Below are 24429 nucleotides of genomic sequence, written 5' to 3'. Positions count from 1 at the left end.
GTGTACGTCTCCGCGCGCAGCGACTACGCGCTCCGGGCGATGCTCGCCGTCGCCGCCGCCGCACCGGGCGGCGACGGTGTCGGCGAGCTGGTGAAGGCAGGCAACCTGGCCGAGGTACAGGAGATCCCGCTCAGCTTCCTGCAGGGCATCCTGCTCGACCTGCGCCGGGCCGGCCTGCTGTACAGCCACCGCGGCGCCGACGGCGGGTACGCGCTGACCAGGCCGGCCACCGAGATCACGGTCGGGGACGTGCTGCGCGCGGTCGGCGGGTCACTGACCACCGTGCGCGGTCTGCCGGCCGAGCGGGCCGGCTATCACGGGGTGGCCGCCGGGCTCACCGACGTCTGGCTGGCGGTGCGTGGGGCGATCGCCACGGTCGTCGACAGCACCACCCTGGCGGACCTGCTGGCCCACAACCAAACCCCCGCCGCCCCCTGACCCAGCCCCACCCCACCCCGCCCAGCCCAGCCCAGCCCAGCCCAGCCCCGCGATCTTGCACTTTCTGCGGCGACAAAAGGGGTGTATCACGGCAGATCGGCAACCGAAAGTGCAAGATCGACGAGTTGGTTGACCCGAGCGCACCCGCGCACGAAGGCGGTGTGGTCGGACCGGTGCCCCGCCGGCCCGACCACACCTTCGTACCGATCCTGACCGCGCCTGCCCCTCCGCCGGCACCGGTCGGCCGGTCGCCGCTCAGCCCCGGTGCTCGACCGTCGGGCCGGAGCCCAGGTCGCCGGGAGTGCGCAGCTCCACCAGACCGGCGGGCGCGTTGCCCGCCGTGGTGGCATGCCAGGGTCCGAAGGCCGCGACCATGGCGAGGAGCAGCCCGGCGAGCCCGACCGCGACCACCAGGATCAATTCGCGTAGGGCCCCCGAGCCGACTTCCCCCGCCATGGTCACTCCTCCCCCGTGCCGGGTCCCCCGCCCGGCTCCCCCCGCTGGTCAGCTTCGACCACCGTGCAGCGGGGCACAGTCGGCCAGCCGACCCATTTGAGGCTGATTACCGATTCAACCGAACGGCCAGCCGGCGGCAGCATCCCGAGGTGAACGGGCTGCGGCGGTGGCACGGAAACGAACCGACCCGCCCAGCCGAAGCGGGACGGGTCGGTGACGTGCGGAAGGGATCAGACCGTACGCGGGCGGCGCGGGCGACGGGACCGGCCCGACGCGCGGTGCGCCGGGCGGGCGCCGCCGTCCGAGGTCGAGCCACCGGCGGTACGTCCCCGGCTGACAGCCACCGGCGGCGCGGCGATGGTGACCGGCACACCGGACGGCTCACGGGCACCGGTCACCCGGGCCAACGAACCGTCGCCCGGGCGCACCTGGACCGACTCCGGCCGGATGCCGGCGACGGCCATCAGGCGGGACATGTCCCGACGCTGCTCGGGCAGGACCAGCGTCACCACCGAGCCGGACTCGCCGGCACGGGCCGTCCGGCCACCCCGGTGCAGGTAGTCCTTTGCCTCGGTCGGCGGGTCCACGTTGACGACCATGTCGAGGCCGTCCACGTGGATGCCCCGGGCCGCCACGTCCGTGGCGACCAGGGCGGTCACCTGACCGTTGCGGAACTGCTCCAGGATGCGGGTGCGCTGCGGCTGGGACTTGCCGCCGTGCAGCGCGGCGGCGCGTACACCCTTGGAGAGCAACTGGCGCGCGAGCCGGTCGGCGCGGTGCTTGGTCCCCATGAAGAGGATGGTGCGACCCTCACGGGCGGCGATACGGGTCAACGCGTCGGGCTTGTCGAGCGCGTCGACGTGCAGCACGTGGTGGGTCATCGCGGTGACCGTGGCGGTGCCGGGGTCGACCGAGTGGGTCACCGGGCTGCTGAGGAAGCGGCGGACCAGCCGATCCACACCACCGTCCAGGGTGGCGGAGAAGAGCATCCGCTGACCCTGCGGGGCGACCTGCTCCAGGAGCTTGGTCACCTGCGGCAGGAAGCCCATGTCGGCCATCTGGTCGGCCTCGTCCAGCACGGTGATCTCGACCTGGTCGAGCCGGGCGTCGCCGCGGTTGATCAGGTCGTGCAGCCGGCCGGGGGTGGCTACGACCACCTCGGCGCCGGCGCGCAGCGCGTCCGCCTGGCGCTGCAACGACAACCCGCCGACGATTGTGGCGCAGCGCAGACCGACGGCGCGGGCGTACGGGGCAAGCGCGGTGGTCACCTGCTGCGCCAGCTCCCGGGTCGGCACCAGCACCAGGGCCAGCGGGCGACCCGGCCGGGCCTTACGGCCGGCGGTGCGCGAGAGCAGGGGAAGCCCGAAGGCGAGCGTCTTACCCGAGCCGGTACGACCCCGGCCGAGCACGTCCCGACCCGCGAGCGAGTCCGGAAGAGTCGCCGTCTGGATCGGGAACGGCTCGGTGATGCCCTGCGCGGTCAGCGCGCTCAGCAACGCCGGCGCCAGACCGGTGTGGGCGAAAGACGGAATAACTGTGGTCACGCAGAAGCCTTCCTCGACGCGGAACGTGTCGAGGGAGGGCGCCGAAGTCGGCGCTGTCAACCGGCGGCACAAGGCAGCCAGGACTCACAAGCACGAACCGATTGGAGTACGGGCCGGCCCGCCGCCGGGCCGCCGCCTGCGGAGGCAGGCGGCGGCGAGGCGGGCCGGTCCCGTCACCGTCACACCCGGAGGGCGCGACAGGTAATACTGACCGATCCGAAGATCAGATCGGGCGGATGTTCTCCGCCTGCGGGCCCTTCTGGCCCTGGGTCACCTCGAACTCGACCCGCTGGTTCTCGTCCAGGCTCCGGTAGCCGGAGGACTGGATCGCCGAGAAGTGGGCGAAGACGTCAGCGCCGCCGCCGTCCGGGGTGATGAAGCCGAAGCCCTTGTCAGCGTTGAACCACTTCACGGTGCCAATAGCCATGTGTTTCGTCTCCTTGACGGAACGTCGGACGCGCACTTGTTGCGTGCCCGAAGAGGAGCGCTCCGCGCGGGGATGCGCGAATCGCCTGTCGCTTCTGGTCGCCCCGCCCGGAGAACTCCGGACACAACAAAGAGCGCCTGGGGCCACAATTCCCGCCAGGCGCACACAGAGTCTCTGGTAACCAAAACTGCAACCCGGTCAACCTACCACGGATTTCCCCGTGATGGTCAAACTCGGCTGGAATCCACGGGCAAATGAGCGATCATGGCGGTGAGCCCGGTCACGTCCAGCAGATCGGTCGGACGGACCGTGACCCCGTCCCGCACGTAGTGGAACGCCGCGCCCACCCGCTCGACCGGAACGCCGGCCAGCTCGGCCCAGGCCAGCCGGTACACGGCCAACTGCACCGCCGCCACATCCGCGGCCGGCCCGGCGGGACGTGCGCCGGTCTTCCAGTCGACCACGTCGAACCGGTCGCCCGGACGGGCGAAGACCGCGTCCATCCGTCCCCGGACCACCACACCCGCGATCACCGTGGCGAACGGCACCTCCACCTCGACCGGCACCCGGTTGGCCCACTCGCTGGCCAGGAAACGCTCCTGAAGCTCGACCAGCGCCTCGTCCGGCGCGGCGTCCGCGTCGGCCGCGCCCGGCAGCTCGTCCAGGTCCAGCAAACGGTCGGCACCGAAACGCTGTTCCAGCCAGGCGTGGAAGGCGGTGCCCCGGCGGGCGTACGGGTTGGGTTCGGTGGGCACCGGGCGGCGCAGCGTACGCGCCAGCGCCGCCGGGTCACGCCGCAACGCCACCAACTGGGTGACGCTCAGCTGCCCGGGCAGGGCCACCTCGACCGCGCCGGAGAGCCGGGTCAGCTCGGCCCGCTCGGCCAGCAGCAGGTCGGCCTCCTGCCGCCAGCGCGCCACCTCCGGATCGGCCTCCGTGCTGGCCTCCGGGCCGGTCGGCTCGACCTGCTCCACCGGCTCGTCGTCCGACCGCGACGGCACCGGCCCGGCCAGCACCGGCCCCACCGGCCCGAGCGCCGCCGAGGCCGGGCCGTCGGTCATCAGCCGGCGGACCAGTCCGGCGGCCTCGGCCAGCGCCGGCCGGCGGCCACCCAGCGGGTCGGCCGGCCACTCCGCGCGGAGCACCACCTCGGCCGTCGGGTTCGCGGTGTCCGGGGTGGGCTCCGGTGCCCACGCGTCGATCAGGTGACCGGGGCCGCCGTCCAGGCAGGCGTCGTACACCTCGCGCAGGAAGACCGACGGACCTCGCGGTCGCTTCGTGCCCTCCCCCCACCAGTAACCGGAGCAGAGCAGCAGCCGGCGTGGCCGGGTGACCGCGACGTACGTCAGCCGGCGCTCCTCCCGCTCGTCGTGGGCCCGCCACGCGTCGGTGAAGTCGGCCACCGCCCGGGCCACGGCACGCTGGTCGACCGCCTCGTCGAGCGCCAGCTCCGGCAGCCCGTCGGCGTCGCCACGCAGAGGGAACGGCAGTACGCCCAGACCGCCCAGCCAGTGGTCGGAGTTGCGCACCGGCCCGGGCCACGAGCCGCGGCACAGACCAGCCACCGCCACCACGTCCCACTCCAGCCCCTTCGCGGCGTGCGCGGTGACCACCTGCACCGCGCCCTCCACGACCTCGACCTCGCCCGGGGCGAGGCCGCGCTCCTCGTCCTCGGCGGCGGCCAGGTAGGACAGGAAGCCGGACAGCGTCGCGCCGGGCGTCTCCCCGCTGAAGCGGGCCGCCACGTCCGCCAGGGCGTCCAGGTGACCCCGCGCCAGGCCGGCGTCGCCCGCGCCGTCGCGGCCGGCACGCACCGCGACCTCCACGTCCAGGCCGATGGTCCGCTCGATGTCCGCGATCAGATCCGGCAACGCCTGATCCAACCGGTAGCGCAGCAGCGCCAACTCCATGCCGTACGCCCGCAGCCGCGCGAACCCCTCCGCCGAGTACGCCTGCGCCGGCCCGAGATCGGCCAACGCCTCCACCAGGGTCGCCTCGTCCAGCAGGTCGGGGCTGATGTCCGAGTCCTCGTCGGCGGCCACCTGTTGGCGGGCCTTGGCGATGCCCCGCGCCCGTCGGTGCAGCGCCACCAGGTCCCGCGGCCCGATCCGCCACCGGGCGCCGGTGAGCAACCGCAGCAGCGCGGCTCCGTCGGTCGGGTCGGCCAGCACCCGCAGCGTGCACACCACGTCCCGGACCTCGGGGGTGTCGAGCAAGCCACCGAGCCCGACCACCTCCACCGGCAGGCCACGCTCGCGCAGTGCCGACTCGATCGCCGGGATCTGGCTGCGGACGCGGACCAGCACGGCCGTCGTCGGGCGTTGCGCCACCGGGATGTGCTCCGGTGCCGCGCCGGGCATCCGGGCAGCGCCACGCCAGGCGGCGAGCACGCTGTCGGCGATCCACGCGGCCTCGTCGGCGTACGTGTGCAGCAGCGCGCAGTGCACCGTGCCACCGGCCGCCCCGCCGGGGCTGCGGTGCGGAATCGGCTCCCGGACGGTCAGCGCGGACCGCAGCTCCGGCACCCGCGCGCCGGCCGCGCGTAGCTGCGTCGACAGCGCGTTCGCCACCCGCAGGATCTCCGGACGGTTACGCCAACTGGTGGTCAACCCGAGCGCCGGCGCGGGCTCGCCGTCGGTCCTGGCGAACTCGGTGGGGAACCGGTCCAGGGTGCCGGCACTGGCCCCGCGCCAGCCGTAGATGGACTGGCACGGGTCACCCACCGCCGTCACCGGGTGCCCGCCGCCGAACAGCGCGTTGAGCAGCACCACCTGGGCGTGGCTGGTGTCCTGGTACTCGTCGAGCAGCACCACCCGGAAGCGATCCCGCTCGATCTCGCCGACCGCCGGGTGATCCCGGGCCACCCGGGCCGCCCGGGCGAGCTGGTCGGCGAAGTCCATCGCCTCGAAGTCCACCTTGCGTCGGGCGTACGCCCGCACCAGCGGCAGCAGACGCAGCCGGGTCTGTTGCAGGGTGAGCGCCTTGCGTACGTCGGCGTACACCCGGCCGGGACGCGACTGCACCTCGGCGAAGAACCGGCCGGTCCAGGCTGCCAGTTCGTCGGGGGCGACCAGGTGCTCGTCCAACTCCCCGGCGAGCGCCAGCACCGCGTCGGTGATGGTGCTCGGCATCCGGTCCACCTCGGACATGTCGCCGTCGTAGTTGCGCACCAGCAGATCGACCAACTGCCAGCGGGACGCCTCGGTCAGCAGCCGGGTGGACGGCTCGTAGCCGGCCCGCAGACCGTGCTCGGTGACGATCCGCCCGGCGTACGAGTGGTAGGTGGAGACGGTGGGCTCACCGGCGAGCGGGTCGTCGAGCCGGTCGCGGTCCTGCCGGCCGACCCTGCGGATCAGTTGGTCGAGTCGGGTACGGACCCGATGCGCCAGCTCACCGGCCGCCTTGCGGGTGAACGTCAGCCCGAGGATCTGCTCCGGCCGCACGTACGAGTTGGCCACCAGCCAGACCACCCGCGCGGCCATCGTCTCGGTCTTGCCCGACCCGGCGCCCGCCACCACGAGCAGCGGCTCCACCGGGGCGGCGATGATCGCGGCCTGTTCCCGGGTGGGCGCCGGCAACCGCAGCAGCTTGGCCAGCTCCACGGGCGTGTACCGGGGGCCGGAGTCCGCGAGCCGGGGCGTCGGCGCGGGACCCGCGCCGAACAGGGTGGGCTGGGTCACTGTGTTGTCTCAGTTCGGGACTGCGGGGCTCGCAACACCGGCTCACTCCTCGCCCTCACCGTGCCACCGCAGTTCGGGACTGCGGGGCTCGCAACACCGGCTCACTCCTCGCCCTCACGGATTGTCCGGAGAACGGACGGTCGACGGCTCGACCACCTGGCGTCCCTGCCCGGAGACCGGGCAGCTGGTCCGCACCGGGCAGACCCGGCACTTCGAGTTGGCCACCGCGGCGAACGTGGCGGCTGCCATCGTATCGGCGGTCCGCCGGACCAGCGCCGTCGCCCAGCCGGCCGCCGGGCCCTCGCCCGCCGCGGGCTGGTTCTGCTCCCGGGCGTCCTTCGCGGTGGTGCCGAGCTGCACCAGCGCCGCGCCACCGGACTCGTCGCCGAACTCGGGGAACGCGCCCGCCTCCACCGCCGCCTGGTACGCGCCGAGCTGCGGATGCTCGGCCAGCTCGCTGCCGGTGACCGCGGTCGACTTGCCGGTCTTGAGGTCGATCACCACCAGCCGGCCGGCCTCGTCGACCTCCAGCCGGTCGACCCGTCCGGTCAGGTCGATCGGGCGCTGCGGATCGTCCAGGCGCACCGCGAACTCGTGCTCGATGGCGAGCAGCCGGCGCGGGTTGGTGGCCAGCCAGCGCAGCAACTTGTCGACCATCGCCTCGGCGCGCTCCCGCTCGGGGCCGGCCATCCACCGGGCGGCCAACTCGATCGCGTCGAACCGGGCGGCCACGTAGTCGAGCAGAGCCCCCCGGTCGGCGCTGGCGTCCTCGGCGAGCATCGCGGCCGCGTGCACGAGGTTGCCCACACCCTGCGCGGTGCTGGTCGGACCACTGCCGCCGTGCCGTTCCAACAGCCAACGCAGGCTGCACCGCAGCGCGCTCTCCATCGCCGACGGCGTGACCCGCACCGGCTCCCCGTCGTCGACGAGTGGCCGGTCGTCGGAGAGCGCGCGCAGCCCCCACCAGTCGTCGGGGTGCGCGCCGGGCACCCCGGCGGCGGCGAGCCGCGCCAGCTCGGCGGCCGCGGCGCGCCGCCGGACCGCCGGTGCGGCCGGGTCGATGATGGCGGTACGCAGCTCGGCCACCAGCGCCGGCAGGGTGAGCGCCCGTGGTGGCCGGGTGACCGGCAGCGCGCCGGGCTCGTCCGACCCGTTGTCTTCTCCGGTCGCACCATCCCCGTCGCCGGCCACCGGCGGCGTCACCCGAGCAACTGCGCCGTCGCCGATCGCGCCGTCGCCGATCGCGTTGTTACCGGCCGCGCCGTTGCCCATCGCGCCGGTGACGGCCGCGCCGGTGACGGCCGCGTTGTCGCCGTCTGCACTGGTGGCGGAGGAGGCTGCGTCGGCGGGTCCGCCGCCGGTAGGGCCGGTACGTGGGCCCGGCGTGGCCGGCGGGCTCGGCGGGCCAGGCGGGCTCGACGCGTCAGGCGGGCTCGGTGGCGCGATGGGGCCCAGCTCGTGCAGGAAGCGGCTGGGCTGCTCCTCGTGGTCGTCGCCACCGACCGCCGCCGACGCCACCGCGCTGACGAGCAGGCGGTGTCGGGCCCGGCTGATGGCGACGTGGAAGAGCCGGCGCTCCTCGTCGAGCAGTGCCGACGTCTGGCCCACCACGTTGGCCGCGCGGGCGCCCCCGACGGACCGGCCGGCCAGCACGTCGACAAGTCGTTCCGAGCCGAGCAGGCTGCCGCGCAGGCGTAGGTCCGGCCAGATGCCCTCCTGCACGCCGGCGATCGCGACCAGGTCCCATTCCAGGCCCTTCGCGGCGTGCGCGGTGAGCAGTCGGACCGCCGCGCCCCGGTCGGCGGTCGGCGCGATGGTGTCGGCCGGCAGGTCCTGGGCGAGCACGTGGTCGAGAAAGACCTCGGTACGGGCCCCGGGCAACCGGTCGGTGAAGCGGGCCGCCGCGTCGAAGAGGACCAGCACGGCGTCCAGGTCCCGGTCGGCCGCCTCGGCCCGCCGACGCCGGGCCAGGTCACCCTCGCCGGCCGCCGGCCGCCCCTGGGCTATCGCGCCGGCCCACCGTTCGGCCAGCCCGCTGGTGTCCCAGACCTCCCAGAGGACGTCCTCCGCGGTGGCACCGGGTTGGGCGGCGGCGTCCCGGGCGGTGGCGAGCAGCCCGGCCACCGCCTGCGCCGGCTCCGCCCACCTCCGGTCGATGCCGGCCAGCTCCGTCGGGTCGCGCAACGCCTCGACGATCAGCTCTCCGGACGGGCGGCGGTCACCCCCGGCCAGCGCCAGGGCGCGCAGCCCCTGCCGGAGCCGCCGTTCGGCCAGCGGGTCCGCTCCGCCCAGCGGCGAGTGCAGCAGCGCGACGGCGGCCTCCTCGTCCAGCCGGGCCGGTTCGAGGGCGCACCGCAGCAGGAGCAGCAGTGGCGCCACCGCGGGTTGCAGGTGCAGGGGCAGGTCCTCGCCGTGCACCACGGTCGGGACGCCGGCGGCGTGCAGCGCACGTTGCAGGGTGGGCAGCTGGAGGGCCGTGGATCGCACCAGCACCGCCATCCGCGACCACGGCACACCGTCGAGCAGGTGGGCCGAGCGCAGCATGTGGGCCAGCCAGGCGGCCTCGCTGGTCGCCGAGCGGAACGTGTGCACCTCGACCGCGCCGGCCGGGGCGTCCGGCAGCGGGTGCAGCCGGCGATGCGCCATCGGACCACGCAGCCGGCGGCCCAGCCGTGCCATCGCGGCGAGCAGCACCGGGCCGGAGCGGTACGACGTGGTCAGCAGCACCTGCGCGGCCGGCGCTCCGGAGGCCGTCCGGAAGCGGTGCCGGAAGGTGGACACTCCGGCCGGGTCGGCGCCCCGGAAGGCGTACGTGGAGGAGTCGGGGTCGGCGAACGCCACGAGCGGCTTGCCCCCGCCGGCGATGACCGAGAGCAGTTCGAGTTGGGCGGGATCGGTGTCGGCCAGCTCGTCGACGTACACGTGGGCGAGACGGCGGCGCTCGGCGGCCAGCAGCTCCTCGTCGTCGCGGAGCAGGCCGGTGGCGGCCCGGACCAGCTCGGCGGGGTCGTACGCGATCGAGCCGCGATTGCTGACGTCACGCAGCGCGAGCACCGCGACGTACTCCCGCAGGAAGCGGGCCGCTGCCGGCCAGTCGTTACGGCCCAGCTTCTCGCCCAGCCGGGCCAGCTCCACCGGGCCCACACCGCGTTCGGCGGCACGCATGAGCAGGTCACGCAGTTGACCGGCGAACGCCCGGGTCCGCAGGGCCGGGCGCAGGTCGGTGGGCCAGCCGACCGGGTCGTCCTCGGGCTCCTCGCCCACCACGTCGAGCAGCTCGCGGATGATCAGATCCTGCTCGGGGCCGGTGAGCAGGCGGGGTGACGGCTCGCCGCGTTCGGCGGCGGCGCGGCGCAGCAGCCCGAAGGCGTACGCCGGGAAGGTGCGCACCAGCGGCTCACGCAGCACCCGGTAACCGTCCTGCGCGATCCGGGCCTCGATGCGCTGGCGCAGTGCGGTGGCACCACGACGACCGAAGGTCAGCACCAGGATCCGTTCGGGGTCGACCCCCTCGACGACCCGGGCGGCGACCGCCTCGACGAGGGTGCTGGTCTTGCCGGTGCCGGGACCGCCGACGACGAGCATCGGCCCGTCGGTGTGCCCGACGATCTCGGTCTGGACGGGATCGACGCGCGAGCGTGGGCTCCCCGATGCGGTCGCCTCGGCCACGACACCGTCGTCACCCGGCGCGGCGGCACCGCTCACGTCCGCGTCCCCCAGCGTCGGCCCCTCGGGCCGCCGCACCAACCGGTACGCCTGCATCACCAAATCCCATCATCCCCCTACGACACCGACCCCACCCCACCTCGTCGCGTCGGACGTGAAGGTGGCGGCACGACACGCCGACGGCCCTGCCGCCACCCTCACATTGAGTCAGGGTAGGTGGGACTCCAGCGCTTTCAAGGCCTCGGGGACCGTGGCGACCACGGTCAGCAGGCCGAGACCGGCGGGTTTGAGGAAGTGCTGGTCGGTGATGGTGTGCAGCCAGTCCAGCAGGGGCCGGTAGAAGCCGTCGGTGTCGATCAGCACCATCGGCTTGGTGTGCAGGGCGAGGGTGGCGGTGGTCCAGACCTCGAACAGCTCGTCCAGGGTGCCCAGGCCACCCGGCAGGGCCAGGAACGCGTCCGACCTGTCGATCATGAGGGTCTTGCGGCTGGCCATCGAGTCGGTGACCAGCAGCTCGTCCGAGGCGAGGTCGGCGACCTCCAGGTCGACGAGCGCCTGCGGGATGACGCCCACGGTGCGCCCACCGGCGGCGCGTGCGCCGTCGACCACCGCGCCCATCATGCCGACACAGCCACCGCCGCTGACCAGCGTGTGACCGCGCCGGGCCAGCTCCGCGCCGGTCTCGGTGGCGAGGTCGAGCCAGCGTTGGTCGAGGGTGCGCGACGAGGCGCAGAAGACGCAGACGGCGGCCATCAGTCCTCCCGGGGCCGGTCGGCGGTCTGCTCGGCGGCGGCCTGCTGGTCCGCACCGGTACGGGCGACGGCCTCGTCGCGGACCGCCTCCTGTTCGGCGGAGAGCGCGGCCTCGGCCTCGACGATGTGGCGGACGGCCGCGTTGACGTCGTCGGTGAGGCAGATCAGGTCCAGGTCCACCGGGCCGATCTTGCCGCTGGCGGCCATCGTGTCGCGCAGCCAGTCGAGCAGCCCCTGCCAGTACGCCACCCCCATCAGCACGACCGGGAAACGGGTGACCTTGCCGGTCTGTACCAGGGTCAGCGCCTCGAACAGCTCGTCCATGGTGCCGAACCCGCCGGGCAGCACGACGAACGCCTGCGCGTACTTGACGAACATGGTCTTGCGGGCGAAGAAGTAGCGGAAGTCGATGGCCAGGTCGACCCAGTCGTTGAGGCCCTGCTCGAACGGAAGCTCGATGCCGAGCCCGACGGAGAGCCCGCCGGCCTCGGTGGCGCCCCGGTTGGCAGCCTCCATCACGCCCGGCCCGCCGCCGGTGATGACCGCGTAGCCGGCGCGGGCGAGGGCGCCGCCCACCTCCTCGGCGAGTCGACACTCGGCGGTGTCCGGACCGCTGCGCGCCGAGCCGAACACGCTGACGGCCGGTGGCAGATCGGCGAGGGTGTCGAAACCCTCGACGAACTCGGACAGGATGCGCAGCGCGCGCCAGGCGTCCCTGGTCTTCCAGTCGCCGCGCCCGCGCGAGTCCAGCAGCCGCTGGTCGGCGGTGCTGCTCGGGATCGCGCCCCGACGCAGCGTGACGGCACCCCGATGCCGCTCCTGTCCGGGAGCGCGGCCGGCCTCCCGCCCGTTGTTCTGGCTCATGCAGCAACCGTAGTGGAGCCGCACATCCTCAGGGTCCGGGGCGGGGAGCCCGCGAAATAGTTCGCGATCAAGGGCAACTATTTGGCGGTCCCGTACGTCTTACTATTCACATACCGGGTATGCCCGGCGCGCGCCTTCGGGGGAGGAGACAGCGTGATCAGCAACAACGAGATGATCCGGATCCGTCGACAGATGCAGCGACGGATCCGAGACGTGGTGGCCGAGCGCCGCCGCATCCGCGCCCTCGATCCCGCCCTTCCGCCCGCCGCCACCCCTTCCGGAGCCGATCAAGAGGTTCGCGTCGCCGACAACGGGCCAGGCTGACGCGAACCTCTTGATCACCGGAGACGCGGGCAACGACCAGGCCCGACCGGATCAGGCCGGTGCGAGCCAGCGGTGCAGGGTTGCCGCCCCGTCGCGGATCTTGCTGATCTCGACGTGCTCGTCGGGGTGGTGGGCGAGGTTCGGATCGCCGGGGCCGAAGTTCAGCGCGGGAATCCCCATCGCCGCGAACCGGGCCACGTCCGTCCAGCCCAGCTTGCCGATCGGGGCGGCGCCGACCGCCGCCAGGAACTCCTTCGCCGGGGCTGCGCCGAGCCCGGGCGGGGCACCGGCGATCGAGTCGGTGACTCGCACCTCGAAACCGGCGAACACCTCACGCACATGTGCCTCCGCCTCGGCGGGGGTACGGTCCGGGGCGAAGCGGTAGTTGACCTCGACCTCGCACAGGTCCGGGATCACGTTGCCGGCCACCCCGCCGTTGATCCGTACCGCGTTCATGCCCTCGCGGTAGTCGCAGCCGTCGATGGTGACCCGGCGCGCCTCGTACGTCTGGAGGCGGCGCAGCACCTCCCCGGCACCGTGGATGGCGTTCACCCCGTGCCAGGAGCGCGCCGAGTGGGCGCGTACGCCGGTCGTGGTGACCACCGAGCGCATGGTGCCCTGGCAGCCCGCCTCGACGATGCCGTACGTCGGCTCCAGCAGCACGGCGAAGTCCGCCTCCAGCCACTCCGGGTGCGCCTGGGCGACCAGGTTCAGCCCGTTGTACCGGGACTCGATCTCCTCGGCCTCGTAGAAGAAGTACGTCACGTCGTAGCGCGGGTCGGGCAGCGTCACGGCCAGGTGCAGCGCGTACGCGGTGCCGGACTTCATGTCGGAGGTACCGCAGCCGTACATCAGGTCGCCGCGCATGGTCGACGGGAAGTTGTTGTTCAGCGGCACCGTGTCGAGGTGACCGGCCAGCACGACGCGCTGCGACCGGCCCAGGTCGGTGCGGGCCATGACGGTGTTGCCGTGCCGGTACGTGGACAGGTGCGGTACGCCCCGCAGCACCTCCTCGACACAGTCGGCGATCGCCTTCTCGTTGAGGGACACGGACTCTATGTCGACCAGTACGCGGGTCAGCTGCACCGGATCGGCGAGGACCTCGGGGGTCAGCGGGTTCTCCATGGTTCGCACGGTACCTTCAGGTCTGTCAGCGCGAGGAGCGAGCCGAGGCCGGCGTGGCCGCGACCGAGAGGTGCAACAGTGACGTCCGCAGATTCCGCCTGGGGTATCGGCCTGGCCACCGTCACCGCCGAGGGGCAGGTGCTCGACACCTGGTACCCGACCGGCAAGCTGGGCCTGGGTGAGCTGCCGCTGGTCGACGGCGAGGACAAGTCGGACGTGCTGGACCTGCCGCCGGGAGCGTTGGGCGACCGGCCGCTGCCGGGTCTGCGTACCGTGCAGGTGGTCACCGTGATCGGCTCGCTGGACGATCCGATCAAGGACGCGTCCGACGCGTACCTCCGGTTGCACCTGCTCTCCCACCGCCTGGTGCGGCCCAACCAGCTCAACCTCGACGGCATCTTCGGCAAGTTGGCGAACGTGGCCTGGACCTCCGCCGGGCCGTGCCCGCCGGAGCGGGTCGACGAGCTGCGGGTGATCGAGCGGGCGGCGGGCCGGCACCTGTCGGTGTACGGCGTGGACAAGTTCCCCCGGATGACCGACTACGTGGTGCCCGCCGGTGTGCGGATCGCCGACGCGGACCGGGTCCGTCTCGGCGCCCACCTGGCCGCCGGCACCACCGTGATGCACGAGGGTTTCGTCAACTTCAACGCCGGCACCGCGGGCACCTCGATGGTCGAGGGGCGGATCGTGCAGGGCGTGCTGGTCGGCGACGGCTCCGACATCGGCGGCGGCGCCTCGATCATGGGCACCCTCTCCGGTGGCGGCACCGAGAAGGTGAGCATCGGGGAGCGGAGCCTGGTCGGCGCGAACGCCGGCGTGGGCATCTCCCTCGGCGACGACTGCGTGGTCGAGGCCGGCTGCTACATCACCGCCGCCTCCAAGATCACGCTGCCGGACGGTCGGGTGGTCAAGGCCCGCGAGCTGTCCGGCGTGGACGGGCTGCTGTTCTGGCGCAACTCGGTGACGGGCGCGCTGGAGGCCCGCCCGCGCACCGGCCGTGGCATCGAACTGAACGCCGCACTGCACGCCAACGACTGACGTCCCCGCCGGGTCCGCGGCGCACGGCCGCGGACCCGACAGGGGTACGCCTCAGCGCAACCGGTACGCCTGGATGATCCGTTCGGTCACCGTGTTGCCGGCGGCGTCCCGTGCGGTGGCCCGCAGGGACGCGTAGCCGGGGCCGGCGGGGTGCCGGACGGTGGCCGTCCACCCGTGCCCGCCGTTGCGGACCCGCGCGGGTTGCCAGGTGCGCCCGCCGTCGTAGGAGACGTCCACGCTGAGCGCGGTGACGCGCGAACCGGGTGCACCGGGCTGTCGCTGCACCTGGACCGGGATGACCAGGCTGGCAGCGGCCGACGCCGCGTTGTCGTCATCGAGCGGCGGCGTGAACCGGATCGCCGACAGCGGCAGGTACCGGTAGTCGTCGCCGGGCACGTGCCCGGACCGGAACGTCCACGCCGCGCCGACCTCGGTGCTCAGGTCGGTGAAACTCCGCTTCGCGGACACCTCCAACCGGTAGCCGGCCGCCCCCGGCGGCACCGTGAACTGCCCGTACCCGGCCTCTGGCAGCTCCTGCACCAGGACACCGTCGCGGTAGAGGGCGGTCCGTGCGCTGTCGACGACCGATCCGCCGGCGTGGCCGTCGGCGTCGCCGTGCAGCGGGAGGCTGACCGCGATCTCGTCACCGAGGCGGGTGACGCCCTGACCCGGCCAACGCGGCGTCGGGAACAACGGCCCGTACGGCGCGCTGTTCCAGGTCTCCCGGACGTGCCGGCCGGCCCGGTACGCCGTCGGATCGGAGACGAACATCGCCTTGATGTCGGACCACCCATCCTCGGTGGGCACCCCGAAGGTCAGCTCGGAGGACCAGCGCACGCCGTTGGTGTTGTAATGCTCGACCCGCTTCCCCGGCACCGCCGTGGGCAGGACCGTGGCCCAGCCGCCCAGATCCGGTTCGAGGTGCGGGTAGACCACCCGGTCGGCGGTCGTCCCGGCGTACCCGCCCCGGAACTCGTGGGTGACCGTGGCCAGGTCCCGTGCGCGGTAGTTCCGGTCGAAGCCGGTCGGCATCCGACCGGGGATCTTCTCGCTGAGCGCGTACAGGTAGGGGCTGCTGGCCGCCTCGGGCTTACTCCACTGACTGCTCACCGTGCCGAAGAACCGTGCGCCGGAGACCGCCCGACCGATGTTGCCGGTGGTCAGGCCGGTGAAGTCGAACGCGAGCAGACCGAAGCCGTAGGCGCTGTCGTCGGGGTTGACGAAGTTCGCGCCGAGTTCGACCAAATCCGGTGCGGCCGAGCGCTCCGGAACCGTGGTACGCACCGGCCGGGCCCTGCGGGCGTCGAGGGTGGCCGTCACGTCGCGATCGAGCACCAGCTCGGGCTGGGCCAGCTGGGCCGCGCCCTCCTGTCCGTTGAAGATGATGGTGACCAACGCGTACCGCCCCCTGGGTACGCGGACCTCGACGGTGCCGTCCGGGTCGTACAGGTCGCGGCCGGCGAGGGTGTCCAGGTCGACAAGCGCGGTCACGTACTCACCGGATGCCGCACCGTCGACGCCGAGGTGCCGGACGGTGAGCTGGTAGCTCTCCACCTCCCGGTTGACGGCGACCGGGGTGACCGCGACGGCGGTTCCGGAGCGGGCCACGATCCGGCCGGTCCAGTAGCCGTCCGTGCCGACCCGGGTGTCCACGGTGACCGTGGTGCCGGCGGTTCCACCGGCCGGTACGGTGACCCGTCCCACGCCGAGGGCGAACATGCCGGCCGGGGCGGGCTGGCCGTCGGGGCCGGTCACCTCCAGGGTCAGGTCGAGGGTGAGCGCGTCCGGGCCGTCGTTGTGCCAGTCGACCTGCCGGCTGACCGGGGTGTCGTCGTCGTGCGGCCAGGCCGGTTGACCGAAGGAGACACTGACCGGCGTGCTGGTCACCCGCTGGGTGATCGCCCGGGCCACGTCGACGCGGCCGGCACCCTGCTGGAACGCCGTCTGCTCCGGGTGCGGCTTCGCCGAGGCCATCAGGGTCGCCTTGAGCTGGGTGGCCGTCCATCCGCCGTGCTGCTGGGCGAGCAGTGCCACCGCGCCGGTGACGTGCGGCGCGGCCATCGAGGTGCCGGAGAGCGCGACGTACCCGTCCCCCACCGGCTCGCCGATCTGTCCGTTCTTGGCGCGAGCGGCGACGATCTCCACGCCTGGTGCGGTGATGTCCGGCTTCAACCCGCCGTCGCCGACGCGCGGGCCTCGGCTGGAAAAGTCCGCGAGGGCGTCGTCGCGGTCCACCGCGCCGACCGTGAGCGCGGCCTCGGCGCTACCCGGCGAGCCGACCGAGCCGTCCGTACCGTCGTTGCCGGCGGACAGGACGAAGAGCGCGCCCGTCTGCGCGGTCAGCGACTCGACCGCCGCCTCCAACGGGTCGACGTCGGGGGTGTCCGTGCCGCCCAGGCTCATGTTGATCACATCGGCGTGCGCATCGACGGCCGCCCACTGCATGCCGGCCAGGATCGCCGAGTCCTGGCAGCCGTACTCCTCGCAGACCTTGCCGTTGAGCAGCGTGGCATCCGGGGCGACGCCGTGGTACTTGCCGCCGGACGCCGCACCGCTACCCGCGATGATCGAGGCGACGTGCGTGCCGTGGCCGACCGTGTCGTCGGTGTCGGCGGCCTCGGTGAAGTTCTCCGCCTCGGCGACCCGACCGGACAGGTCGGGGTGGCTGGCGTCGATGCCCGTGTCGAGCACCGCCACGCGGACACCGCGACCGGTGAAGCCGGCCTGGTACGCGGCGGGCGCGCCGATCTGCGGCACGCTGTGGTCGAGGGTGACCTGCCGTCGCCCGTCGAGCCAGATCCGATCGGCGCCCCCCGCCGTGCCGATGCGGGCGCCGGTGCCGGTGAGCGATGCCCAAACCGCTGCGGCTCGCTGCTTGTCGGCCGTGGCGGCGAACCCGCCGATGGCGGGCAGTTCGGTCGTGACCGTGAGCCCCGTCGGCGCGGCCGTGCCCTTGCGGGCCTGCGCGCCGGTGGTGACCAGCACCGGCAGGTTGTCGCGGCGCGCGTCGTCGTAGCCGGCGGCGATCAGCGCGGTCACGTCGAACAACCGCCGGTCGACCCGGCCCGCTCGGACCAGGGGCAGGGCGTCCTGCGGTAGCACCGTCAGGTGGCCCCGGTCGCGGGTGGTGAGGAACCGCTGGTGCGTACGCCCCGGTCCGGGACGTACGGAGGCGGACCCGGATGTGGTGACGGTGACCCGGTCCCCGGTGAGCAGGGTGACGGTCTGTCCGGTGGCCCTGCTCGCGGACTGCTCGGCGGCGGGTGCGGTGGGGGTGCGCGGTGGGCTGGCCGTGGCGACCGCCGGGTTGCCCAGGGTGAGAGCTGCCACGGCGGTTGCGGCGATGATTCTCCTGCGTCGATGCAACGGATCCTCCTCGGTGGAGCGTCGATACCACTGGAAGCACATTGACCCCCGTCATAATTGCATACCTGGTATGCAAAATTGGCGTCCAAAATATGACGGACCGGCCAACCCGCTCCGAGCCCAGCCGGCATCATCGACCGGGTGACCTCCATGAAGGACCGGATGTTGGCGGGCGAGCCCTACCTCGCCGACGACCCCGAACTCATCGCCGACCTGGACCGGGCCGCCCGGTTGATGGAACGCTTCAACACCAGCTCGGCGGCCGACCCCACGGCCCGACTGGCGGCGCTCCGTGACCTGCTCGGAGACCTGGGCGACGACACCTGGATACGTCCGCCGTTCTACTGCGACTACGGCTGGAACATCCGGATCGGACCCCGCAGCTTCGTCAACTACCAGTCGGTGTTCCTCGACGTCGCCCCGATCATCCTCGGGGCGGACGTCCAGGTGGGACCGAACGTGCAACTGCTCACCCCGACCCACCCGGTGCAGCCCGGCCCGCGCCGCGACAAGTGGGAGGCCGCGAAGCCGATCACCATCGGCGACAACGCCTGGCTCGGCGGCGGCGCGATCGTCCTGGCCGGAGTGACGATCGGCGCGAACACCGTGGTCGGGGCGGGCGCGGTGGTCACCCGCGACCTGCCCGCCAACGTCGTCGCCGTCGGCAACCCGGCCCGACCGGTCCGCGACCTCGACGGGGCCTGAGCCGGGACAGCTCGGCGGCGTCGATCAGGCCGCGAGCGCGGTCACGCCTCCGGCGCTTCCGGCAGGCGCACCACCAGGTCGGCGTGCTCGGCGGTCGGGGTGATGAGAGCGGCGTTGGCCTCGTCGCTGCCCAGGGCCCAGGCGCGGGCCTCCTCGGGCGACCGCCCGTACGCCTCGTGCCGGGCGGTCAACCGGCGCTGGCGCAGCCCGGCGTCCAGGTCGAGGAACCATGCCTCGTGCAGCAACGTCCGGACCTCCTGCCACGGAAAGTCCGGCACGAGCAGATAGTTGCCCTCGGTCACCACGAGGCGGACCGACGGCTGCACCTCGATCGCCCCGGCCACCGGTTCCTCCAGGTCCCGGCGGAACTCCGGCGCGTACACCGACGTCGGCTCCAGCCGGCGCAACCGGCGCAGCAACGAGACGTACCCGTTGGCGTCGAAGGTGTCGATCGCGCCCTTGCGGTCGGCGCGGCCCAACCGGACCAACTGCGCCTGAGCCAGGTGGAAGCCGTCCATGGGTACCAGCCGCGCGCTCGCCCCCACCTCGGCGACGATCCGCTCGGCCAGGGTGGACTTCCCGGCCCCGGGCGCGCCGGTGATGCCGAGCAGTTGCCGCGGGCCGGCGTCGGCCAGCGACCGCGCCCGCGCCACCAGCTCGTCGACGGCCAACACCTCGGCCGGCGGCATCAGCCGAGCACCGGATCGCTGATCGTGAACCGCGCCTGCACCGCCGCCTGCACGGTCTGCGGCTGCGGGTCCAACTCCAGCTCGGGAACACCGCCGGCACCGCCCCCGACGTCGAAGGCGGCCGCGCGGGCGAACATCGGACGGTCGGCCGGACCGACGTCGGCCAACTCGATGAGCGCGGTGACGCGGGCGCCCAGCGCCCCGGCGTACTCCCGGGCGCGCAGCAACGCGTCGCCGATCGCGGCGTGCCGCGCCTCGCGGTGCGCCGGGCTGTCCGGGCGCAGCTCCCACCAGGGGCCGGCCACCTGCACCTGGTCCTGGTCGGCCAGCCGGAGCATCAGCTCGCCGAGAGCGGTGAAGTCCGTGACAGTGACGGTGGTGGTGACGCTGCCCAGCCAGCCCACCACCCGTTCGCCCGAGCGCTTGGTCTGCGGCCGGACCCACAGGTCGCCGGTCTCCCGCCGGGCCACCGCCGGCTCGGAGCCGTCCAGCAGCACCCGCACGGCGGCCGCCCCCTCGGCCAACTGGGCGAGCGTCGCCTCCCGGTCCCGACCACGGGCCGTCACGGTGACCGCGAACCGGGCCAGCTCGGGCGGCACCTCCCGGGTCACCTCGCCGCGCACCTGCACCACCGGGCCGTCCGTCGCCATGCCTGCCAGCCTAGTCAGCCAGCGGCAGCAGCGCCGGGTAGGAGACGACGTCCGGACCGACCCGGCAGCCCGTCAGATGGCCGCCGGCGTCACCCAGCTCGCGCAGCCAGGCCACCTCGACGGCATGGTCACCGCCGGCCGGAAACTCCCGGTCCGCCGGGACGAACCGGCGGCCCCGCAACGCCGACCGGGCCGCGCCGGCCTGCGCGTACCGGGCGGTCAACCCCGTCGCGTCGCCGGCTCGCAACGCGTCCGCCAGCTCGTCCAGGAGTACGCGCACCTCGGCCAACTCGTCCAACACCCGCTCGCGGTTGCCGAGCAGCATGTTGGCCGTCCGCTCGGCCGGGGTGCCGGCGACCCGGGTGCCGTCGGAGAAGCTGCCCGCTGCCAGCGCCAACACCGCGTCGCGCAGCGGCGACCGCTGCGTCGCCCCGGCGAGCGCGCCGGCCAGCAGGTGCGGGACGTGCGACGCGAGTGCGGCGACCGAGTCGTGCGCCGGCGGGGACATCGGCACCACCCGGGCGCCGAACAGCTCCACCAGGAACCCGGCCAGCCAGCGGAAGGCCAGCGTCGCCGCACCCGGCGACGGGCACAGCACCCAGGCGGCACCGGCGAGCAGCGACGGGGAGGCCGCCGCCAGGCCGGCGGACTCCGCCCCCGCCATCGGATGCCCGGGTACGAAGCGGTCGGTGAGCCCGAGCCGGTCGGCGGCCTCGGCCACCTCGGCCTTGGTGCTGCCCACGTCGGTCAGCACGCAGCCCGGCGCGGTCACCTCGGCGACCTGTGCCAGCGTTCGGGCGAGGGTGGGCAGCGGGCCGCAGAGGAAGACCAGGTCCCGACCGGACACGGCCTCCTCGACCGCGTCGGGGGCCGACACACCTCGTGCCCGCGTGCGCTCCCGGGTGACCGGATCGGGGTCCCAGCCGGTCACGTCGAGGCCCGCGTCGCGCAGCCGCAACAGCACCGAACCGCCGATCAGACCGGTGCCGACCACCGCCACCCGCAGCCGGGCGTACGGCCCGTCCGCCTCCCGGCGGCCCTGTGTCGGACTGCCGGTCGACGTGGTGGCAGGGGCATCCGGCGTCGGGACGGTCGTGCCGTCGGTCATCGCCGGGCGCCCCGGGTCAGGCCCGCAGTCGGCCGGCGACCGCGGCGACGTGCTCGTCGGACTCGGTCAACGCCACCCGGACGTACCGCTGGGCGGAGGGGCCGTAGAAGACGCCGGCGGCGACCAGGATGCCACGCCGGGCCAGCCAGTCGACCGTCTCCCAGCAGTCCTCGTCGCGGGTCAGCCAGAGGTAGAGGCCCGCCTCCGAGTGCTCGATCGTGAAACCGGCCTCGGTGAACGCGGCGCTCAGCACCTCACGCCGGGCACGGTAGCGCTCCCGCTGCTCGGCGGCGTGCTGCTCGTCCCCCAGGGCCGCCACCATCGCGGCCTGCACCGGCGCGGGCACGATCATGCCGGCGTGCTTGCGGATCTTGAGCAGCTCGGCGACGAGAGCCGGATCGCCGGCCACGAACCCGGCCCGGTAGCCGGCAAGGTTGGACCGCTTGGATAGCGAGTGCACGGCGAGCACCCCGGTGTAGTCGCCGCCGCAGACCTGCGGGGACAGCACCGAGACCGGCTCGGCCGACCAGCCGAGCGGCAGATAGCACTCGTCGCTGGCGACGACCGCGCCGCGCTCCCGCGCCCAGTCGACGACCTTGCGCAGGTGCGCCGCGGGCAGCACCCGGCCGGTCGGGTTACCGGGCGAGTTGATCCAGACCAGCCGGACCCGCGGCGTCGGACCGACCGAGGTGAGCGAATCGGCGCGGACCACTGTCGCGCCGGCGAGCCGGGCCCCGTCCTCGTACGTCGGGTACGCGATCGACGGCACGATGACCACGTCGCCGGGGCCGATGCCGAGCAGGGTGGGCAGCCAGGCGACCAGCTCCTTGGAGCCGATGGTCGGCAGCACGCCCAGCCCGTCGACGCCCGCGCCACAGGCTCGGGCGACCCATGCCGCGATAGCGTCGCGCAGCGCCGGGGTGCCGGCGGTCAGCGGGTATCCCGGCGCGTTGGACGCGTCCGCCAACGCCTGCCGGATCACCGCCGGGACCGGGTCGACAGGTGTGCCCATGGAGAGGTTGATCAGACCCTCCGGATGCGCCGCGGCCAGGGTGGCCGCGGCGTCCAGGGTGTCCCAGGTGAACTCGGGCAGCCGTGCCGAGACCGGCGCGGGCCGGTTCAGTGGCCTTCGCCGCGCGGCGGCTGCGCGGCGACGAAGGTGGCGTCCTTCTCCACCTTGCCGATCTTCGAGGCGCCCCCGGGCGAGCCCAGGTCCTCGAAGAACTCGTAGTTCGCCCCGGTGAAGTCCTTCCACTGCTCGGGGACGTCGTCCTCGTAGAAGATCGCCTCCACCGGGCAGACGGGCTCACAGGCACCACAGTCGACGCACTCGTCGGGGTGGATGTAGAGCATCCGGTTGCCCTCGTAAATGCAGTCGACCGGGCATTCCTCGATGCATGCCTTGTCGAGCACATCCACGCACGGCTCGGCGATGATGTAGGTCACCGGTCTTCTCCTCCGCAAGACGCGCCGCGATCTCCCGCGACGGTAAGAGCCTAGTATCTCGCCGGGGAGGGGGTCGATCGTGCTCCGACAGCAGGATGTGGGACATCGGATCGTGGTCCGCCGGATTGTGGGGATTCGCGAAGGCCGACCGCTGTTCTCCGACGCTCTCGGCGAGTTGGTGGAGTTGAGCGAGACTCATCTCACCCTCGCCACGGCGCAGGGGCCGCTGCGCGTTCCGGTGGCGCAGGTGCACCGGGCCAAGCGGGTGCCGCCGACCCGCAGGCCGACCGCCGCCGCGGTGGTGGCGTTGGAGCGGGCCGCCGACGAGGCGTGGCCGGCCCCGACGCGCGGCCACCTCGGTGACTGGCTGCTGCGCTCGGCCGAGGGGTGGACCGGTCGGGCCAACTCGGCGCTGCCGATCGGCGACCCGGACCGACCCCTGCCGGCGGCGGTGGACGCGGTCGAGCGCTGGTACGCCGAGCGGGACCAACCCGCGATGATCAACACGCCGCTGCCGCTCGCCGCGCCGGTCGGCGCCGAGCTCGACGAACGCGGCTGGGGCACCCGCCCGCCGACACTCGTCCAGACCGCGCCGCTCCCTCTGGCAGCCCTCGCGGTCACCGCCGCTCCCGCCGTCGACACGGTCCTGGAGTTGGCGACCGCGCCGAGCGCGGAGTGGCTGGCGGTCGCCGCCGGCCGCAAGGGGGGTCTACCGGACGCCGCCCGGCACGTGCTCACCGCCGTGGACCAGGTCTGTTTCGCCCACGTGTACGTCGACGGCGCGCTGGTGGCGATCGGCCGTGGCACGGTGACCGGCGAGGGCCGCTGGCTGGGCCTGAGCCTGATCGAGGTGCTCCCGCCCGCACGCCGTCAGGGGCTGGCCCGGCGCGTCGTCGACGCCCTGGCCGCATGGGGCGCCTCGCTCGGCGCGACCCACGCGTTCCTCCAGGTGGAGCAGCGCAACACGGCGGCGACAGCGCTCTACCGGACGCTCGGCTTCGTCACCCACCACACCTACCTGACGCGGGTCGCCCCGAGCTGACCCCCCGCTCGTCGATCTTGCACTTTGTGTGGCGACGTAAGGGGCATTCCGCTCATCCCGACAACCGGAAGTGCAAGATCGACGCGAGGTTCTGGGTGGTGCCCGACGGTCAGCGGCGGACCACCCGGCGGGGCTTGGCGGCCTTGACCTCGGCGTAGCGCTTGAGCTGCCGAGAGCGATAGTCGCGGCCGAGCGCGGTGAGCACCAGGTATCCGATCAGCACCCCTGCGCCGGTGGCGAGCAGGTAGAGCCAGATCTGGGCGAAGAACGTACCCGCACCGCCGGCGAACGGGCTGTGGCCGACCAGCAGCGGCCCGACCAGCACGGTCAGGGCCATCGCGGCCCCCACCACGAGGACCATGTCGGCCGCCCAGTCGGCCAGCGGTCGCCGGCTACCCCAGCGGAACGCCACCACAGCCAGGATCAACCCGATCACCACGAACATCGCCAGTGACACCCGGTCGGCGGCAGCGTCGTCGCTGTCGAAGCCGAATCGGGTGATCAGCCGGGCGACCACGTTGACCGCGAACAACGCTCCCGTGAGCACCCCGACATCACGCCACCGTCTGTCCATCGCACGACCTCCTGCCGTACGCCCCTTTTCGCGGGGCCGCTTCCCTGGCAGGAATATCTACCACCCGTACCTGTGTGACGTCACCAGCCGCCGAGTGTGTTCGGCGGGGCGAGGATCTGCCGGAAACCCATCACGGCGAACGTCATCGCGCCGACCACGATCATCGCCAGGCCGACCCAGTTGTCGCCGGACAGCAGCAGATCGCCCTCGGTGGTGCGGATGGCGGCCACCGCCATCAGGGCGAACCACGGCACCGCCGGCAGCGCCACCGCCCAGCGACGGCCGACCACCTCGTGCGCGAACCAGCTCAGCGCGATGTTCGCGCCGACGGCGAGCAGCACCGAGAACCCGATGAGCTGCCCGCCGACCCGGAGGGTGGCCAGCAGCAGCTCCAACACCCCCGTCACGACGCCGGCCACCACCACGACGATCGCGCCGGCCACCCGTAGGCCCAGGTCCAGCAGTCGCGGCGGCGGCCCCGCCGGTGGCGGGGCGTCCTGGTCGTTCAGGAGCGACATCGGCGCGGCGGGCAGCG

At 73.3% G+C, this 24429-nt stretch carries 21 protein-coding genes; 5 read left to right on the top strand and 16 right to left on the bottom strand.

The window, feature by feature from the left end:
* Nucleotides 1-438, top strand: a complete 438-nt coding sequence (locus ABZU91_RS10600; RefSeq protein ID WP_355237124.1) for an Rrf2 family transcriptional regulator — start codon at nt 1-3, stop codon at nt 436-438.
* Between the two features lie 255 nt (nt 439-693).
* On the opposite strand, the gene ABZU91_RS10595 is transcribed toward ABZU91_RS10600, so the two are convergent.
* From ABZU91_RS10595 to ABZU91_RS10565, 7 genes are all read right to left on the bottom strand, one after another.
* Nucleotides 694-894 (bottom strand): hypothetical protein, encoded by a 201-nt coding sequence (locus ABZU91_RS10595; RefSeq protein ID WP_355237122.1) that lies wholly within the window; start codon nt 892-894, stop codon nt 694-696.
* 230 nt (nt 895-1124) lie between these two features.
* Complete coding sequence (locus ABZU91_RS10590; RefSeq protein ID WP_355237119.1) at nt 1125-2438, bottom strand: DEAD/DEAH box helicase; 1314 nt, start codon at nt 2436-2438, stop codon at nt 1125-1127.
* 223 nt (nt 2439-2661) lie between these two features.
* Nucleotides 2662-2865, bottom strand: coding sequence for a cold-shock protein (locus ABZU91_RS10585; protein ID WP_101369720.1), 204 nt, complete (start codon nt 2863-2865; stop codon nt 2662-2664).
* Between the two features lie 227 nt (nt 2866-3092).
* A complete protein-coding gene (locus ABZU91_RS10580; RefSeq protein ID WP_355237116.1) occupies nt 3093-6545 on the bottom strand; it encodes an ATP-dependent DNA helicase in 3453 nt (1150 codons plus the stop codon).
* 114 nt (nt 6546-6659) lie between these two features.
* Complete coding sequence (locus ABZU91_RS10575; protein WP_355237114.1) at nt 6660-10307, bottom strand: ATP-dependent DNA helicase; 3648 nt, start codon at nt 10305-10307, stop codon at nt 6660-6662.
* 111 nt (nt 10308-10418) lie between these two features.
* Complete coding sequence (locus ABZU91_RS10570; protein WP_355237111.1) at nt 10419-10964, bottom strand: TIGR00730 family Rossman fold protein; 546 nt, start codon at nt 10962-10964, stop codon at nt 10419-10421.
* Entirely contained in the window at nt 10964-11827 is an 864-nt protein-coding gene (locus ABZU91_RS10565; protein WP_355237108.1) for a TIGR00730 family Rossman fold protein, read from the bottom strand. The genes ABZU91_RS10570 and ABZU91_RS10565 overlap by 1 nt, the downstream gene beginning before the upstream one ends.
* 153 nt (nt 11828-11980) lie before the next feature.
* On the opposite strand from ABZU91_RS10565, the gene ABZU91_RS10560 reads away from it, so the two are divergent.
* Nucleotides 11981-12151, top strand: coding sequence for a hypothetical protein (locus ABZU91_RS10560; protein WP_355237105.1), 171 nt, complete (start codon nt 11981-11983; stop codon nt 12149-12151).
* Between the two features lie 51 nt (nt 12152-12202).
* Here the strand turns inward: ABZU91_RS10560 and dapE are convergent, their stop codons facing one another.
* A complete protein-coding gene (dapE, locus tag ABZU91_RS10555) occupies nt 12203-13276 on the bottom strand; it encodes a succinyl-diaminopimelate desuccinylase (RefSeq protein WP_355237102.1) in 1074 nt (357 codons plus the stop codon).
* Nucleotides 13277-13354: 78 nt separating this feature from the next.
* Between dapE and dapD the strand changes: the two genes are divergently transcribed.
* Nucleotides 13355-14314 carry a 2,3,4,5-tetrahydropyridine-2,6-dicarboxylate N-succinyltransferase gene (gene dapD / locus ABZU91_RS10550; RefSeq protein WP_355237099.1) on the top strand — a complete coding sequence of 320 codons (960 nt, stop codon included), beginning with the start codon at nt 13355-13357 and terminating at the stop codon, nt 14312-14314.
* A gap of 51 nt (nt 14315-14365) precedes the next feature.
* Here dapD and ABZU91_RS10545 read toward each other — a convergent pair whose 3' ends face one another.
* The gene (locus ABZU91_RS10545; protein WP_355237096.1) at nt 14366-17722 is read right to left on the bottom strand and encodes a S8 family serine peptidase; all 3357 of its coding nucleotides are present in this window, start codon (nt 17720-17722) and stop codon (nt 14366-14368) included.
* A 120-nt stretch (nt 17723-17842) separates the two neighbouring features.
* Here ABZU91_RS10545 and ABZU91_RS10540 point away from each other — a divergent pair, with 120 nt between their 5' ends.
* A complete protein-coding gene (locus tag ABZU91_RS10540) occupies nt 17843-18385 on the top strand; it encodes a sugar O-acetyltransferase (RefSeq protein WP_355237600.1) in 543 nt (180 codons plus the stop codon).
* A gap of 41 nt (nt 18386-18426) precedes the next feature.
* On the opposite strand, the gene ABZU91_RS10535 is transcribed toward ABZU91_RS10540, so the two are convergent.
* Genes ABZU91_RS10535 through fdxA form a run of 5 tightly spaced genes read right to left on the bottom strand, consistent with a single transcriptional unit; the run spans nt 18427 to nt 22278 of the window.
* Nucleotides 18427-19074: a nucleoside/nucleotide kinase family protein gene (locus ABZU91_RS10535; RefSeq protein WP_355237093.1), complete on the bottom strand. Its 648-nt coding sequence runs from the start codon at nt 19072-19074 to the stop codon at nt 18427-18429.
* Nucleotides 19074-19724, bottom strand: coding sequence for an SIMPL domain-containing protein (locus ABZU91_RS10530; RefSeq protein WP_355237090.1), 651 nt, complete (start codon nt 19722-19724; stop codon nt 19074-19076). The genes ABZU91_RS10535 and ABZU91_RS10530 overlap by 1 nt, the downstream gene beginning before the upstream one ends.
* A 10-nt stretch (nt 19725-19734) precedes the next feature.
* A complete protein-coding gene (locus tag ABZU91_RS10525) occupies nt 19735-20832 on the bottom strand; it encodes a prephenate dehydrogenase/arogenate dehydrogenase family protein (protein WP_355237087.1) in 1098 nt (365 codons plus the stop codon).
* A 16-nt stretch (nt 20833-20848) separates the two neighbouring features.
* On the bottom strand, nt 20849-21955 hold the full coding sequence (gene dapC, locus ABZU91_RS10520) for a succinyldiaminopimelate transaminase (RefSeq protein WP_355237597.1): 1107 nt from the start codon (nt 21953-21955) through the stop codon (nt 20849-20851).
* The gene (fdxA, locus tag ABZU91_RS10515) at nt 21952-22278 is read right to left on the bottom strand and encodes a ferredoxin (RefSeq protein ID WP_199523857.1); all 327 of its coding nucleotides are present in this window, start codon (nt 22276-22278) and stop codon (nt 21952-21954) included. The genes dapC and fdxA overlap by 4 nt, the downstream gene beginning before the upstream one ends.
* A 79-nt stretch (nt 22279-22357) precedes the next feature.
* On the opposite strand from fdxA, the gene ABZU91_RS10510 reads away from it, so the two are divergent.
* The gene (locus ABZU91_RS10510) at nt 22358-23320 is read left to right on the top strand and encodes a GNAT family N-acetyltransferase (protein ID WP_355237084.1); all 963 of its coding nucleotides are present in this window, start codon (nt 22358-22360) and stop codon (nt 23318-23320) included.
* A 109-nt stretch (nt 23321-23429) separates the two neighbouring features.
* On the opposite strand, the gene ABZU91_RS10505 is transcribed toward ABZU91_RS10510, so the two are convergent.
* Nucleotides 23430-23894: a hypothetical protein gene (locus tag ABZU91_RS10505; protein ID WP_355237082.1), complete on the bottom strand. Its 465-nt coding sequence runs from the start codon at nt 23892-23894 to the stop codon at nt 23430-23432.
* Nucleotides 23895-23974: 80 nt separating this feature from the next.
* Nucleotides 23975-24412 carry a hypothetical protein gene (locus ABZU91_RS10500; RefSeq protein WP_355237079.1) on the bottom strand — a complete coding sequence of 146 codons (438 nt, stop codon included), beginning with the start codon at nt 24410-24412 and terminating at the stop codon, nt 23975-23977.
* Nucleotides 24413-24429 lie beyond the last annotated feature (17 nt).

It is taken from the genome of Micromonospora sp. NPDC005174 (genome assembly GCF_040608495.1).
In the GTDB taxonomy this organism is placed as follows: domain Bacteria; phylum Actinomycetota; class Actinomycetes; order Mycobacteriales; family Micromonosporaceae; genus Micromonospora.
The sequence above is the reverse complement of the archived record's forward strand: the minus strand, read 5'-3'. Positions and strand labels throughout refer to the sequence as shown.

What these genes read in the sequence shown, in the direction of transcription:
- ABZU91_RS10525 (WP_355237087.1), bottom strand. Translation starts at nt 20,832, where the DNA reads ATGACCGACGGCACGACCGTCCCGACGCCGGATGCCCCTGCCACCACG.
- ABZU91_RS10565 (WP_355237108.1), bottom strand. Translation starts at nt 11,827, where the DNA reads ATGAGCCAGAACAACGGGCGGGAGGCCGGCCGCGCTCCCGGACAGGAG.
- ABZU91_RS10545 (WP_355237096.1), bottom strand. Translation starts at nt 17,722, where the DNA reads ATGTGCTTCCAGTGGTATCGACGCTCCACCGAGGAGGATCCGTTGCAT.
- ABZU91_RS10540 (WP_355237600.1), top strand. Translation starts at nt 17,843, where the DNA reads ATGTTGGCGGGCGAGCCCTACCTCGCCGACGACCCCGAACTCATCGCC.
- ABZU91_RS10500 (WP_355237079.1), bottom strand. Translation starts at nt 24,412, where the DNA reads ATGTCGCTCCTGAACGACCAGGACGCCCCGCCACCGGCGGGGCCGCCG.
- ABZU91_RS10530 (WP_355237090.1), bottom strand. Translation starts at nt 19,724, where the DNA reads ATGGCGACGGACGGCCCGGTGGTGCAGGTGCGCGGCGAGGTGACCCGG.
- ABZU91_RS10535 (WP_355237093.1), bottom strand. Translation starts at nt 19,074, where the DNA reads ATGCCGCCGGCCGAGGTGTTGGCCGTCGACGAGCTGGTGGCGCGGGCG.
- ABZU91_RS10570 (WP_355237111.1), bottom strand. Translation starts at nt 10,964, where the DNA reads ATGGCCGCCGTCTGCGTCTTCTGCGCCTCGTCGCGCACCCTCGACCAA.
- dapE (WP_355237102.1), bottom strand. Translation starts at nt 13,276, where the DNA reads ATGGAGAACCCGCTGACCCCCGAGGTCCTCGCCGATCCGGTGCAGCTG.
- ABZU91_RS10585 (WP_101369720.1), bottom strand. Translation starts at nt 2,865, where the DNA reads ATGGCTATTGGCACCGTGAAGTGGTTCAACGCTGACAAGGGCTTCGGC.
- ABZU91_RS10595 (WP_355237122.1), bottom strand. Translation starts at nt 894, where the DNA reads ATGGCGGGGGAAGTCGGCTCGGGGGCCCTACGCGAATTGATCCTGGTG.
- ABZU91_RS10505 (WP_355237082.1), bottom strand. Translation starts at nt 23,894, where the DNA reads ATGGACAGACGGTGGCGTGATGTCGGGGTGCTCACGGGAGCGTTGTTC.
- ABZU91_RS10575 (WP_355237114.1), bottom strand. Translation starts at nt 10,307, where the DNA reads ATGCAGGCGTACCGGTTGGTGCGGCGGCCCGAGGGGCCGACGCTGGGG.